The 14,635-nt window shown below is 41.9% G+C and carries 12 protein-coding genes; 1 reads left to right on the top strand and 11 read right to left on the bottom strand.

Going from position 1 to position 14,635, the window contains the following annotated elements; translation table 11 throughout:
• Nucleotides 1-12: 12 nt before the first annotated feature.
• From Q0993_RS17210 to Q0993_RS17160, 11 genes are all read right to left on the bottom strand, one after another.
• A complete protein-coding gene (locus Q0993_RS17210; protein WP_299535409.1) occupies nucleotides 13-1,611 on the bottom strand; it encodes an amidase in 1,599 nt (532 codons plus the stop codon).
• A 10-nt stretch (nucleotides 1,612-1,621) separates the two neighbouring features.
• Nucleotides 1,622-2,467, bottom strand: a complete 846-nt coding sequence (locus tag Q0993_RS17205; RefSeq protein WP_367279638.1) for a hypothetical protein — start codon at nucleotides 2,465-2,467, stop codon at nucleotides 1,622-1,624.
• 179 nt (nucleotides 2,468-2,646) lie between these two features.
• Nucleotides 2,647-3,969: an amidohydrolase family protein gene (locus Q0993_RS17200; protein ID WP_299535405.1), complete on the bottom strand. Its 1,323-nt coding sequence runs from the start codon at nucleotides 3,967-3,969 to the stop codon at nucleotides 2,647-2,649.
• Nucleotides 3,966-4,826, bottom strand: coding sequence for an inositol monophosphatase family protein (locus tag Q0993_RS17195; protein WP_299535403.1), 861 nt, complete (start codon nucleotides 4,824-4,826; stop codon nucleotides 3,966-3,968). Before Q0993_RS17195 ends, Q0993_RS17200 begins: the two co-directional genes overlap by 4 nt.
• Before the next feature lie 2 nt (nucleotides 4,827-4,828).
• On the bottom strand, nucleotides 4,829-5,803 hold the full coding sequence (locus Q0993_RS17190) for a TolB family protein (protein WP_299535401.1): 975 nt from the start codon (nucleotides 5,801-5,803) through the stop codon (nucleotides 4,829-4,831).
• 10 nt (nucleotides 5,804-5,813) lie between these two features.
• Nucleotides 5,814-6,773, bottom strand: coding sequence for a hypothetical protein (locus tag Q0993_RS17185; protein WP_299535399.1), 960 nt, complete (start codon nucleotides 6,771-6,773; stop codon nucleotides 5,814-5,816).
• Nucleotides 6,754-7,719: a threonine/serine dehydratase gene (locus Q0993_RS17180; RefSeq protein WP_299535396.1), complete on the bottom strand. Its 966-nt coding sequence runs from the start codon at nucleotides 7,717-7,719 to the stop codon at nucleotides 6,754-6,756. Before Q0993_RS17180 ends, Q0993_RS17185 begins: the two co-directional genes overlap by 20 nt.
• Nucleotides 7,720-7,856: 137 nt before the next feature.
• Entirely contained in the window at nucleotides 7,857-8,741 is an 885-nt protein-coding gene (locus tag Q0993_RS17175; protein ID WP_299535394.1) for a formylglycine-generating enzyme family protein, read from the bottom strand.
• A 31-nt stretch (nucleotides 8,742-8,772) separates the two neighbouring features.
• Nucleotides 8,773-10,575, bottom strand: a complete 1,803-nt coding sequence (locus tag Q0993_RS17170; RefSeq protein ID WP_299535392.1) for a DUF5050 domain-containing protein — start codon at nucleotides 10,573-10,575, stop codon at nucleotides 8,773-8,775.
• A 217-nt stretch (nucleotides 10,576-10,792) separates the two neighbouring features.
• On the bottom strand, nucleotides 10,793-12,319 hold the full coding sequence (locus Q0993_RS17165; RefSeq protein ID WP_299535390.1) for an aldehyde dehydrogenase (NADP(+)): 1,527 nt from the start codon (nucleotides 12,317-12,319) through the stop codon (nucleotides 10,793-10,795).
• Between the two features lie 39 nt (nucleotides 12,320-12,358).
• A complete protein-coding gene (locus Q0993_RS17160; RefSeq protein WP_299535388.1) occupies nucleotides 12,359-13,282 on the bottom strand; it encodes a dihydrodipicolinate synthase family protein in 924 nt (307 codons plus the stop codon).
• A 143-nt stretch (nucleotides 13,283-13,425) separates the two neighbouring features.
• On the opposite strand from Q0993_RS17160, the gene Q0993_RS17155 reads away from it, so the two are divergent.
• Complete coding sequence (locus Q0993_RS17155) at nucleotides 13,426-14,292, top strand: AraC family transcriptional regulator (RefSeq protein WP_299535385.1); 867 nt, start codon at nucleotides 13,426-13,428, stop codon at nucleotides 14,290-14,292.
• Nucleotides 14,293-14,635: the final 343 nt, after the last annotated feature.

Here is a 14,635-nt window from a genome sequence, read left to right as displayed (position 1 = left end):
TACAAGTAGTAGTTATTCCTGGCTCGTGAGGTATCTGGGGGTTCTTCTATGCAAAGTTCCCTGTTCATAATCATATGCAATCGCAAGCAAGATAGGTTCCGACCAGGCCCTGCCAAAAAACGAAATGCCCACGGGAAGGCCATCCAAGTGACCCATGGGAACATTGATAACCGGATATCCCGCCATCGCCGAAGGGTCGCTACTTGCCAAACTAAAATTGTCGCCATTGGTCAAGTCTGTTTTCCAAGCAGGACCTCCAGTAGCAGAAAAGATTGCATCCAAGTCATTTTCATTCATAATACGGTCTATCCCTTCTTCCCTAGTTATTCTGAACATAGCTCCTAGGGCGGTCCTATATTCTTTATCCTTCAGATTCCCTTTAACACTGGCCATTTTTAAAAGTTCATGATCAAAATACTTCATCTCCAAACTATCCGAAAAGGTTTTGACAATCACCTCCTCCAAGTTTTTGGCAGGCGCCTTTTCTCCCAAATTACCAAGGTATTTGTTGAGTCCATCCTTGAATTCATAGAGCAACACCTCAAAGGAATGGTCACTGGCACTTTTATAAATGAAATTGTCGAGAACTATAATTTCAGCACCATTTTCCCTAAAATAGGTGATAGCCTCCTCCATAACCTTGGTCATTCGAACATTATCTCGAAGCGGGGTTGCCCAATAGCCTAATCTTTTCCCTTTTAAGGATCCCTTTTTTAAGAATTGCGTATAATCAGCGTAGGCTTCGCGTCCCATTTGAGTTGTTTTTGAATCGTTATTGTCCACATCCGTTAAGGTCCCCAAGCAAATAGTGGCATCCATCACCGTACGTGCCATAGGACCTGGTGAATCCTGATTGAACGAAATGGGTATAATTCCGGTTCGACTGATAAGGCCCACAGTCGGTTTGATTCCTACTATACCATTATTGTTGGACGGGCACACAATAGAGCCATTGGTCTCCGTACCTATGGCCAACACACCCAGATTGGCAGCAACGGCCGCACCGGACCCAGAGCTTGAACCACATGGATTCCTACTCAAATCGTACGGGTTTTTTGTTTGCCCACCCAAACCGCTCCAACCACTTGAGGAGTAGCTAGAATGGAAGTTTGCCCATTCACTTAAATTTGTTTTTCCTAAAAGTATTGCACCGGCTTCTCTAAGTTGGGCTGCCACTGGGCTGTCAATTAAAGGATAAGAGTCCTTCATTACCCGGGAACCAGCAGTTGTCGGCATTTTATCCGCAGTATCGATATTATCCTTCAATAAAACAGGAATACCGTGCAAAGGACCACGAGTCCTACCTCTTTTTCGTTCTTCGTCCAATTCCCTTGCAATGGAAAGGGCATCAGGATTAACCGTAAGCACAGAGTTCAAAGTTGGTCCTGACCTATCTATGGACTGGATTCTATCCAAGTAAAATTGGGTCAATTCAACTATGGTATATTCTCCATCTTCAAAGGCTTTTTGTATTTCGCCGATAGTAATTTCATCATGGATATTCAATGCTTTAACTTCTCCCAAGGTATCTTTTGGACCATTTCCCAAATTACAAGAAGCCATTAAGACCATGATTAAAAAGAACTTTATGTTTTTCCGATTATATCGCATAACTCTTGTTTTATTCAGGCGACCAAGATGGAATGGTATCATCAAAACTATTATTGGTCAACCTTATCTGTTGGGTGCCATCGGCATTCATGATGTAAATTTCATTATTCCCATCACGATCAGAGACAAAGGTAATTTTTTTGCCATCAGGCGACCAAGCACCGAATTCGTTATACCCTTCACTATTGCTTAAATTTTTTAACCCTGAACCATCAATACTAATTACTGTAATATTAGCTGGTGGCTGGCCCGGTTTTGTGTTTGAATCAAAAATGACCTTTTTTCCGTCAGGAGACCAAGATGGATACCCATTGTAGGCATCAATATTGGTTAATTGAACTGAGGCATCACCATTGGCATGGATGATAAATAGCTGACCACGGCGTAGATATTCGGTAGCTTCGGTCCATTTTGGTCCGGTTTCACGTTCTACAACAACACTTTTACCGTTAGGTGAAGAACTGGGGGACCCCCCAAAGGACTCTTTTTTGGAAGAAAATAGTTCAATGTTAGTTCCATTGCCGTCCATAACATAAATTCCCCCTAAATCATTTCGCTCAGAGGCAAACACAATTCTACCATCGGGAGTCCAGCGAGGAGCAAGATCGCGGCCCGGATTATTAGTTATGCGCTTTACGTCGCTACCATCTATGTTCATAATGTAGATTTCCGGGTTGCCATCACGATCCGATTGAAACACTATTTTATCCCCCTTTGGCGACCAAGCCGCAGCTTCATCATAGGCCGGATTATTGGTTAATCTGGTTTGCTCCGTTCCATCGGTATTCATTATATAAATCTCGGAATTGCCATCACGGTCGGATTGGAACACTATTTTTGATTGCTGCTCTTCCATCTTGGGCACTTGCCCATTTTTGTTTTTTTGATGTGACCTCTCTTCTTTACAAGAAAATAGAAGGGTAATGGCTCCAAAACCAATGGCTACTTTTTTTCTAAAAAAAAAATCATATTTCCCTTTTTTACGTTCTTATCTTTCGTTCTAGGAATACTTGTTATTTCTTCTTTGGGAGCCTTTTACTCTGGCTTGCCAAAATAGTCCCAGAAAGTAGCCGTCCCATTCGGATAATCAAGATTTACGGAAACCCCATTTTTAAAAACCATTTTGGTAGTTCGAATATTTGAAATGTTCTCTAAGGGGTTTTTGTCCAAGATCAAAAGGTCGGCCAACTTGCCTTCTTCCACAGTTCCCAATTCATCCAATACCCCTAAAAGTTCCGCACAATTTCGGGTGGCTGCCATTAAGGTGGTCATTTCACTGACTCCCGAAAGTACAAATTGCTCCATCTCCATAAAACCTAACTCGCCAACAGGCATGGAATCAGACCCAATAAGCACTTTTACCCCTGCATCCACTGCTTTTTTAAGGGCTTGCCTTTGATAAAGGGCAAACTCTGGCGACCTTTCATCGGCCATATTGATAAGCATCCTTATAGAAGCTATCTCTTCATCATCACCAAGTCCCATGGCCCTGAGTCTACTCTCACGTTCATTGATATAACCAGCACTGAGATTACAAATAATCGTAGGCGTATAAAAAGTACCCTTTTTAGCCATTAGAGCAATGGTTTCATCAGAAATATTATAGCCATGTTCAATACAATCTATACCTGCCTCTACCAAGCGATAGGTATCTGGCTCCCTTGAATGTGCGGTTAAGGTCAGGCCAAGACTATGTGCCGTTTCTATAGCAGCCTCCACTTCATCCTGAAGCATTTCCACACTAAAAAGCTTAATTACATTTGCTCCATTTTGGAATCGTTCGCGTACAGCTTTACGTATCTCGGCCACGCCATCTGAACCTTTTGCTACAAGTCCTCGATGCCCGCCTGTAGGGGATACGGCCGCACCACTTGCAAAAATGCGTGGTCCTGGAAAAAGTCCTCGGTCAAAAATATCCCTCCATTCCACATCAATGTAGTCACGCTCATGAACAGAACGCAAACCCGTAAAACCATGACGCAAACCGTCCATAGCATTCAATCCAGCCCTGATGGTAGCAGAGGGTGCGCTCTCATCAATCAAAATATTTTTTGGATCAGGCAACAAATCCGATAAATGTGTATGCATGTTCCAAAGCCCGGGCATTACATACCCATTTTCCAAATCTATTACCGTAATATCCTCAGATGTAGAATCGGAGGCGTACAGTCCTTTTTTTATTTCTTGGATTTTGTTGCCCTCCAAAATCATTGTCATGTTTTTTTGGAGTTTGGCTCCCGTACAATCAATGATATTGCAATTGGTTAGTACCGTTTTTTGGGCATGTAGATTTTGAAACAATGCCATGACCGTTAGTAAAAACAGAATTAGGGTGAAGTATTCTTTTGCTCGTTTCATATTGTAGTTCTTTTTGAGGTTTGATTTTCAATTTCGTATTTGGATTTAGCTTCTGTTATGGCTTTCACCACCTCATTATGAATGACCCCATTTGTAGCCAAGATATTCCCAAATTCCATCTGATAAGGCTCGCCAGATAAGCCAGTGACCTTCCCTCCTGCTTCTTCCACCAGTAATGCTGCTGCAACCAGATCCCATGGATTCATATTAATTGCCCAAAACCCATCGTATTGCCCAGAGGCCACATAGGCCAAGTCCAAGCTCGCAGTGGCATTGTTCCGAACACTTTCTGCCTTTAAAATCAGTTCGGCGAAAATTTCAAGGTTGGTCACATTGGATGTCCGGATATCATAAGGAAATCTTGTGGATAGCAGGGAATCCTGCAGTTCCCCCGTTCTGGAAACCTGAATCTTTTGACCATTTAAATACGTGCCACCTCCTTTGATGGCAGTAAATAGTTGTTCAAAAATGGGGGAATAAACAACGGCTAATTCCGTGATTCCATTTTCAACAAAGGCTATGGAAAGCGCAAACCCAGGATCGCCATGGCCAAAATTTGCCAAGCCCACGATAGGGTCAATGACCCATTGTGGCCTGTCTTTGTGAAATTTTTGGTTCTTACTAAACACCGAAATAAAAGAATGCGATGGATAATGGAGTTTTAACTCGTTATACATATAATCATGTACTTCTCGATCCGCGCTTTCCATCAAAATTCGACGTTGCCGAACAGCAAGATTGAGCTCTGAGGGAAGTCTTTCCACTAGTAATTCACCGGACTTTTTGGCAATATTCCGCGCTACCTTAAGATAATTAGCATTGGAGGTGGTTTCCACAGGCTTTAGAGTATTTGTCACGGTCAAAATGGGGAAAACACAGGATCCATGTTTCCCCTAGGAAATTCTTGTTCACCTTTAGGTTGATCTCCTAAGTAATTGGTCAATTTAACCACATTCGATCCATCTGAATCCATTCTGTAAAGCTCAGGATGGCCATCTCTGTGAGATTCAAAAACAATGTATTTTCTATCTTTGGACATCGATGGGTTAGTATCATACGCCTCATTGTTAGTTAACCTGGTTTTATTCGAACCATCCCGGTTCATACTATAAATCTCATAGTTGCCATTCTGAGGTTCCCCATCGCTATCTGTGGAATAAATGATTTGTTCGCTATCCGGAGACCACGATGGCACTTCGTCCAGTGCCCTGGTAAAGGTTAACCGTTGCATATTGGTCCCATCCACAGCATTGACAAGGTATATTTCGGGGTCGTCTCTATCACGGTCTGATTCAAAGGCAATTTGCAACCCATCAGGTGACCAGGAGATGAAGTTGTTTGCCTTCGCGGAATGCGTATCTTTTGCAAAAGTTAAACGGGTAGGGTTTAGACCCCAAGTTTCGCCAGCTTCTATATTTCTCCTTAAAATTTCACTACTTCCCCCACCGAAACGAGACGTATTGAACGCTATCATGGAGCCATCCGGAGACCATGTGGGTGAATTATCCTCACCCGGGTTATTGGTAATCCTTTTGACATTGCTCCCATCAGCATCCATAATGTAAATCTCGAGGTTGCCGTCCCTATTCGAGCTAAAAGCGATTTGAGAACCATCTGGGGACCATGTGGCATCCCCATCATAGGCCTGATTGTTGGTCAATCGGGTCGGGTTAGATCCATCAAAATCCATGACATAAACCTCGGCATTTCCATCCCTTGTACTTGTAAACAGAATTTTGGAAGACCCATCGGTCATCTGGGCATGGACCGAAATATTGATTAAACTCAAAACGACAATAATTGCCCCAACGATTTTTGTCCTTTCTCTTTTCATATTCGATTCTTTAATTTTTCAAATCTTGATAGGCCTTGTACACAGCCTCGGCAATCATAATGTCCTGCACGGCTACACCGGTAAGGTCCACTACGCTTATTTGATTATCATTACTTCTCTGAAGTGCTTTATTTTGAATGGCATTGCCCAGTTCCACCACTTTTTCAGGATTAAGTTTACCCGCTTTTACCGCTCGATAAATCTCTCCCCTACTTTGACTTTGCGGAATACTATCGGCTATTACGATATCCGCTTTTCCAACCAGTTCTCCTTCCAATTCCTGTTTGTCCGGAGTATCGGAACCCACAGCGGTAATATGTGTTCCGGGTAGAATATCGGTGGCTTTCAACAAAGGGTTCTCTGCTGGAGTCGTTGTGTAGATAAGGTTGCAATTCGCCGCCAACTCGGATGGACTTTCCGCAATTTGGATATCAAAGTCTCCCTCTAGCTCTTCTTTATATTTCATTGCTCCATCCTTATTTCTACCCCAAACCCATACTGATTTAGAGAGGTTTTCTTTTTGAAGATGCAACAATTGCAATCTTCCTTGGATTCCTGTTCCAATTATCCCAACACTTTTGATTTTCCTTGGAGCGAAATACTTCGCGGCCAAAGCACCAGCCGCGGCCGTCCTGATATTGGTAAGATGGCCATCATCCAAGAGTACGGCCCTTGTCTCCCCTGTTTTTTGATTAAAGAGCAACATCAAACCCTGACTACTAGAGATGCCGAAATTCGTATTCCCGTAAAAACCCGAAGCTATCTTTACACAAAAGAACTCTTCACCCTTAATATATCCATATTTAATATGTGTTTCGCCCTTAGGTTCTTCGAAAAGTAGTTCTGCCACCGGTGGTACCACGGTTTTTCCGGCACTATAGGCAACAAACCCTTTTTCCATGGCCGAGGTCACATCAACAGAATCTACTATATCCAAAATCTCTTTCTTATTAATTATCGAAGCCATCATCTTTCATAATGTTATTTAATAGTTCTTTGTTTATTTTCTTACCGGTCAGTACCAATACAACATTTTTTCCTCGATATTTTGAACTGTTCATCAATGCTGCCACTGGTAATGATGCTCCAGGTTCTATGACCATTTCATGATGTTTTATGATGAAACCAAGGGCTTTCTTTATCGCCTCTTCGGTCAACAATTCAAAATAGAGCTTATACTCTTTGCAGATGTCAAAGGTTATGGCATCCTTTTCTATTCCCCCGGCAGTGGCATCTGAAATGGTATCTTTTGTACTTGGGGAAACAATACTTCCATTTTGGATGGATTCATACATTTCCGCGGCATTCACGGGCTGGCATCCCACTACTTTTACGGATGATGATTCCTTGAAATAGGAACACAGGCCTGATATAAGTCCCCCACCGCCAACTGGGGCCAAAATATACGCCACGTCAGGGAATTGCTCTTTTATCTCCATGCCCAAAGTTCCTTGGCCGGCGATAATTTCTGCGTCGTTATAGGGATGGACCAATACAGCATTCTGTTGACGGGATATTTCAGTCGCTTTTTCCTCGGCCTCCAAGCTGTTTTTGCCATAAAATATTTTTTTGACATCATAGTTTTCAATGGCCTTTACTTTGGCTTTTGTAATTCTTTCAGGAAGGACCAAAACACCTTCAAATCCGAAGTGTTTAGAAGCATAGGCAAAAGCAGCCGCATGGTTTCCGGTTGAAGCGGCAACAAAGGTCTTTTTGAAGTCTTCCTCATTGAGACCATACAACTTATTCAGGACTCCACGAATCTTGAAAGATCCTGTTTTTTGAAAATTTTCAAGCTTTAAATAAACATTGGCTTTGGAAATCTCGCTCAACTCCTGGGAATAAACCAAGGGCGTCCGGCGGATATCGCTTTGGATATTTTTATACGCATCCTGTATGTGCTTTAACGTAATCATTATAGAGCCATGGAAAATGTAATACTTACTTTTTTAACCGACTTCAAAATCAATTGTGCCACTTCTTCTTTTCGTACTATTTTCCTCGGTATTTATATCACTTTTCATAATTCCTGTATCGGTCATCACCAATTAGTTCAATGGGTTATTTCCTTAACGCATCGAAATCCGGTATCCACATAACTATTGTATTGAAGGTCACTTGTACGCCTAGATGCACGCATTAAATTAGGCCTTCCATCCCAAGAATTACCCCTCATTGATCTTCTTTCATTGGGTGTTTTATTGATAGGGTTTTTCTTGGGGCTTTTTCTATAATAGTTTTCATCAAAATAGTCTGCGCACCACTCCCACGCATTTCCTGCCATATCGTACAACCCAAAAGTATTCGGAGGAAAAGAACCCACCGGAGCGGCAAAGACGTACCCATCATCATATCCCTTAAAATAAGGCCAATCCACTACTTTTATATAATTTTCATCGGATACATTGGCCCATACTGTGGAAGACAATCCTTTGTTACCCCAGGCATATGTGTACCCCTCTTCTCCACCACGGGCTGCATACTCCCATTCCGCCTCGGTAGGCAGCCTTTTCCCAACCCACTTGGCATAGGCATTGGCGTCATTCCAGCTTAAATGGGTGACAGGGAGGTCATCGCCACTCTTTATATGGGGATTGCCTCTGGCATCGAATCTCCAATCCACACCTTCCTTTTTCACAAAGTCGGTTCCATCATAAATGATGCAGCCGCCTTTTTTTTCGGCATCCGTAACATAATCTGTAGCCTTCACAAACTTTCTGAACTGGGCAACGGTAACTTCATGGGTGTCCATATAGAAGGCATCTAGACTTACTTCATGTATTGGTTTTTCCATTTCTTGGCCATTTGAAGCTCCCATCATAAAAGTGCCCGCTGGAATAAGCACCATCCCTGATGGTGGTTTTTTGGTCTGTCCGATAACTGTGAAGCCTAGTGCCAATATTAGCATCGCCAGCCATTTGTTCTTGCTACCATTCATAGTGTTTGCTTTTTTCTTATAAAACAATTCCTCAATACTGTGTGCATGAAGCCCCTGAATTCTCAACCTCCCCCTCGGTAAATGTGAGCTGTTTCTGTTCAGTCCCATCAACGTTCATCGTGAAAATTTCAAAGTTTCCATCTCGCATGGAATCAAAAGCGATTTTATTTCCGTCTCCTGACCACGCTGGCGAACCGCTGGGGGGAACGGCGTCCGTCAAAATGCGTTTATTGGAACCATCAGTGTCCACTACCACAATGGCCAATCCATTATCAATATAAGATTGATATACCACCTGTGTACCGTCTGGTGAAATAGATGGATTCTCGTCATTGGTTTCAAAACCGGTTATCCGGGTTTGGTTAGAACCATCGGCATCCATGATATAAATATCATAATTGGCTCTTTGAACGTCTCCATTTTCGCCCACCTTCCGAACATTACCTCTATTCGTCTGAAATACAATTTTTTGTCCATCACTCGTCCAACTTGGAGTTTCATCGTTTGCAGCGTTATTGGTAAGGTTTACGGGATTGGAGCCATCTGGATTGACCATTATAATTTCCGTATTGTCATTTCTTTCCGCAAAAAAGGCAATTTTAGAGCCGTCCCTGGACCATTTTGCATAATTACCTCCTTGCGTATTGGGTATTTTCCTGACATTGGCACCATCCATATCCATCATGTAGATGCACAGCTCCCCACCCCTATCAGATTGAAATAGAACTTGTTTTCCGTCCGGGGACCAAGATGGAAAGCCATCGTAGGCGTTATTTTCTGTTAATCGTCGCTCATGGCTGCCATCTACATGAATGGAATAGATCTCAGTATTTCCATCCCGATTGGAATGAAAAGCAATCTTTTGGATTTTTTTAGGTAAGGAAATGCCGCTAAAACTACCTGGGTTCCATGTAGGTGCAATAACTTCAAAGTCTATATTTTTTAAGGCTGTTGGAAATTTCCCATCATTGTCTATCAGATACAACCCAAAATCTTCCGCTCCCTTTTTAACGCCCACAAAAAGTAATTGTGACCCGTCAGGTGCCTGGCTTATAAAAGTTCCCGTGAGATTTTCTGCCATTTGAGCAAGACCCGTACCATCTGGATTAATACTGTAAAGCCCACCATCGTTGAAAGTGGAATCAAAATAAATCTTGGAACCATCTACCGACCACGTAGGATAGCCCTGATACGCTTCCATTTGGGTAATGGAGTTATGGTCGGTTCCATCTGCGTTCATCACATAAATTTGCCTCCTCTCGCGCTCTTGACCAGATTCTGTGGCAATATGTTTACCATCTGGAGAAAAATGCGGAGCTTCATCATCAAAGTCGTTATATGTCAGCCTTATTTGATTTGAACCGTCTGCATCCATCACATAAACCTCCGAGGTTTCCCCATCCCTAAAAGAAACAAAAACAATTTTTGAACCATCTGGTGACCAAGAGGACGATACTTCATCTTCAGGGGTATCCGTTAACCTTATTTGATTGCTCCCATCTGCATCCATTATATAAATCTCGAAGTTTCCAGTTCTATTGGATTCGAATACAATCTTGGTCCCATCAGGCGAGAATACCGGATAGGAATCCTCTGCTTTTTCATTGTGCGTTAGGCGGATAAGGTCAGAACCATCAATCCGCATGGAATAGATTTCCGGATTGCCATCTTTTTCGGACCAAAAGGCAATCATAGGACTTTGGCTGTTTTCAGAAGTTGAATTCCCAGGCTTACTTACCATCTCCTTTGGCTTTTGTTTACAACCCATTGCCCAATAGATGGGTATGACCATCAAAAAGGTCAAAAAGCGTCTAAAAGTTTGTCTTAGTTCCATAATAATGTATCGAATAACTGTATTATCCTAAAACAAAATCTCCGCATGCCACAAAACCAACAACAGGTGGTTAAGGTATACGGAGATTTATCCGTAAGCAAAGTCACTTATTTTTCCAATGTCTTCCTTATGCTAAAAAATAAGCTATAGCAGCATTGCTGCAAATTATAATGGGTTGGTTATTTTATATTTATTCTTTATTCTATGATATTTATTATCAATCCTGTAAATAATCGGGCAGCATCTCCTTGGGCCATCCTTGATATGTAAATGGTCTTACCCATCTCTTAATGGCCTCGAGCCCTACAGAAGTAAACCTTGAGTCCGAAGACGCTGGATATGGTCCTCCATGGGTCATTGCCCCGCTTACTTCCACTCCTGTGGGCACGCCATTAAAAATAATTCTTCCTACCCTGCTTTGCAGTGCATCCACTACCTCTCCAAGAGTTTCTTTATCACTTTCTTCTGCCATAATGGTTCCGGTCAACTGCCCTTCCAAGTGATTAATAGCAGAAATGAGCTCTTTCTCATCTTTGCAGATTACCACCAAGGAAAATGGTCCAAATACCTCGCTATGCATTTTTGGATTGGAAATAAAATCACTTCCTGATACCGCATTTACCTGACTAGCGGCATAGTTTTCTCCTAAGAGAGTATCAATTTTACCCATTACGGTAACACCTTTTTGCTGTGACACTAAATTCCCATTCTCAACGTACCCATCCTTGATGTTAGGGTGCAACATGCATTGTGCTTCTATACTAATGGTCTTTTTTGCCAAATCCTTTATAAAGACTTGTGTCCATTCACTTTCAACGGTTAAAATTAATCCCGGCTTGGTGCAGAATTGACCCGTACCTAGAGTGATAGAACCCGCATATTGAGTGGCAATTTCTTCAGCCCTGGAATCCAACGCATTGGAAGTTATTACCACTGGATTGATGCTACCCATCTCTGTAAATACGGGTATCGGTTCATTGCGCTGGGCAGCCAAGTCGAACAAAGCCCTACCTCCCGCAATGCTTCCTGTAAACCCAACAGCTTTTATCTTGGGATGTTTTACCAACGCCTGTCCCACTGTTCTACCTCGACCCGTAATATTGGAAAAAACACCATTGGGCATCCCAGTTTTCTTGACAGCTTTAATTATCGCTGAGGCAACCAACTCCCCAGTACCGGAGTGCATCGCATGCGATTTTATGATAACCGGACATCCGGCTGCCAAAGCACTGGCCGTATCTCCTCCAGCGGTAGAAAAGGCTAATGGAAAATTACTGGCCGCAAATACCACAACCGGGCCCAAGGGAATCGAAGTTTTCCTAAGGTCCGGTTTGGGTGAGGGATTCCTATCCGGCTGGCCAACATCTATTACATTCTGTCGCCAATCATCCTTCCTCACCATTTTGGCAAATGCGCGAAGTTGAAAAACAGTTCTCCCCCGCTCTCCAGCAGCCCTGCCTTCGGGCAAGCCCGATTCGGCACAATACATCTGTATCAACTCATTGCCGAGCGCATCTATCTCGTCCGCAATAGTATTCAAAAATACCGCTCTTTTACCTCCAGAAATCTTCTTGTAGGTCTGAAAAGCTTTTTCGGACAGGCTTACCGCCTCTTCCAATTCCTCCGGAGTGGCTTCAACAAACTCTGTTGGATTTTCTATGTTAAGTTTGGGATTGACCGTATGATGGGTTTTATCCCCCTCCCCGGATAATCTGTTTCCTATATAATTTTTACCTGTAATCATTATTTGTGGAAATGTCTTAACTCAAAGAAATCAATTTATCTATGCCGTTACAAGGGTCTTATAATCCGGTAAGACAGGTCGTGTCCTTACGCCCATATCAACAATTTGTCGCACCCTCTCCCTTTCTGCTCCCGATAACGGTATTCTGGGCTTGCGCACATTTTCCGTACCCAATTCTGTAGCGACTTCAGCCAACTTAATATTTTGAACCAATTGAGGGCTTATATCCAGTTCAAGAAGCGGTAGGAACCATTGATTGATCTCCAAGGCTTCTTGAATTCTTCCTGCCTTTTGGAGTTCATATATGGCAACGGTCTCAGCAGGAAAGGCACAAACCAGCCCAGCTATCCAACCCTCGGCACCTAACAACAAACTTTCCAGTGCAATAGTATCAACTCCGGTCAACACCTTTAATCGATCACCAAATCGATTCTTTATCCTAGTGACATTGGTCGTATCCCTTGTGGACTCTTTTACCGCCTGAATATTTTCACAATCTAGTATCTGCTCAAACATGTCCAAAGTAACCTCAATCTTATAATCCACCGGGTTGTTATAGATCATGATCGGTAACGACGTATTGTTCGCTACATCCATAAAGTATTGTACTGTTTCTGCATCTGTTGCTTTGTACCGCATTGGAGGTAACAACATTAATCCTTGTGCTCCTAGCTCCTCTGCTTTTTGTGCAGCCTCAATAGCAACCTTTGTAGACTGTTCCGCAATATTCATAACGATGGGCACCCGACCATTGACCACATCGACGGTATGTGCCACCAATGTATTTTTTTCATGATCCAACAAAGTACTGGCCTCCCCCAGCGTACCGCCCAATACGATACCATGGACCCCCGCCTCCAACTGTGCCTCTATATTTAGCTCAAAGGTTTTTAAATCAAGTTCGTCATCATTTGTAAACTTGGTTGTTACTGCAGGCATTACCCCTTCCCACTTTATGCTCATAATGTTTTTGAATTAATTTAGAAAGTAAAATTAATGGTGTAAGTGATAGCCTAGTTATATGTTTTTATCCTCTTCTTACGAAATATTACCCTAAAAAACCCAATTTCTTAAAAAAGTAAGCAATATTCGGGTAACTTAGTAGTATGAAAGTGCTTCCGTTTAAAATACCAAAACCAGAAAACAAAGCTATAGTATGCCAAGAATATAACGAGAATCTTTTTTATGGCAGACTCCATCAACATGACGAAATCCAGCTTAGTTTGATTGTCTCCGGGGGAGGAACCTTGGTTGTCGGGGACTCGATAGTCGATTTTGAAGCAAATGATATCTTAGTTATTGGAAGCAATCTGCCCCATGTGTTCAAAAGTGATATCTTGGAAAAGGAAAAATCACATATGATTTCGTTGTTTTTCAGTAGGGATTCTTTTGGAAAGGATTTTTTTGACCTTAGCGAACTTCACCAACTCCAATCATTTTTCGAAAGAAGTGCCTATGGACAGCTAATTTTGTCCAATAAAATGGAGTTGAAAGGATTTTTTATGGAGTTTAAAAAGGCCAATAACCTACAAAAATTCATTTTACTTTTCACCATTCTTAAATTGATTAGTGAGTCCAAAAACAAACAACTCTCCTTCTTTATATATCCAAAAAATTATAGCAATTTGGAAGGAAAGCGGATAAGTGATGTTTTTGAGTATACCATGGACAACTTCCAAAATCGAATCAGTCTTTCAGAGATCTCGGGGGTTGCCAATATGACCGTAAATTCGTTTTGTAGATATTTTAAGCAAAGGACCAATAAAACATATGTACAGTTCTTGACGGAGATACGTATTGAACATGCCTGTAAGCTTTTAAGAAAAAAACCTGATATGCCCATTGCCGAAGCAGCCTCATTATCGGGATTCAATAATATTGGCGGCTTTAACAGAACTTTCAAAACAATTCGGAGTATAACACCTTCCAAGTTCAAGGCCAAACACCTTTTCTACGGTGCTAAGACTAATTGATATATTTCTCCGAAATCAATGCGAAGAGACTAAAAAGATGCTTAAGAATCGTATTACGCCTATCTTGTCCAATAATAATATTCCTATACAAGCTAAATTAAGAATTACTCAAAAGTGTCTAAAACAATATAGGCCGAAAAAAGCGCAGTTCATGAAATATTTTAGTCGTTTGTAAAAACGAAATACCCTTAAAAAGTATGATATTTGAACCCGGGAATTAATCGAGAAATCTATGCAAAAGTTACTGGAATACGACAAAGATCATATTTGGCACCCCTATACCTCCATGATCGAACCTTTGCCCGTTTATCCCGTAAAGAAGGCCAAAAAATGTACTATAGAA

Origin of the sequence: Ulvibacterium sp., assembly GCF_028285715.1 — a bacterium.
Taxonomy (GTDB): domain Bacteria; phylum Bacteroidota; class Bacteroidia; order Flavobacteriales; family Flavobacteriaceae; genus Ulvibacterium.
This window is presented reverse-complemented; position numbering and strand designations above follow the sequence as displayed.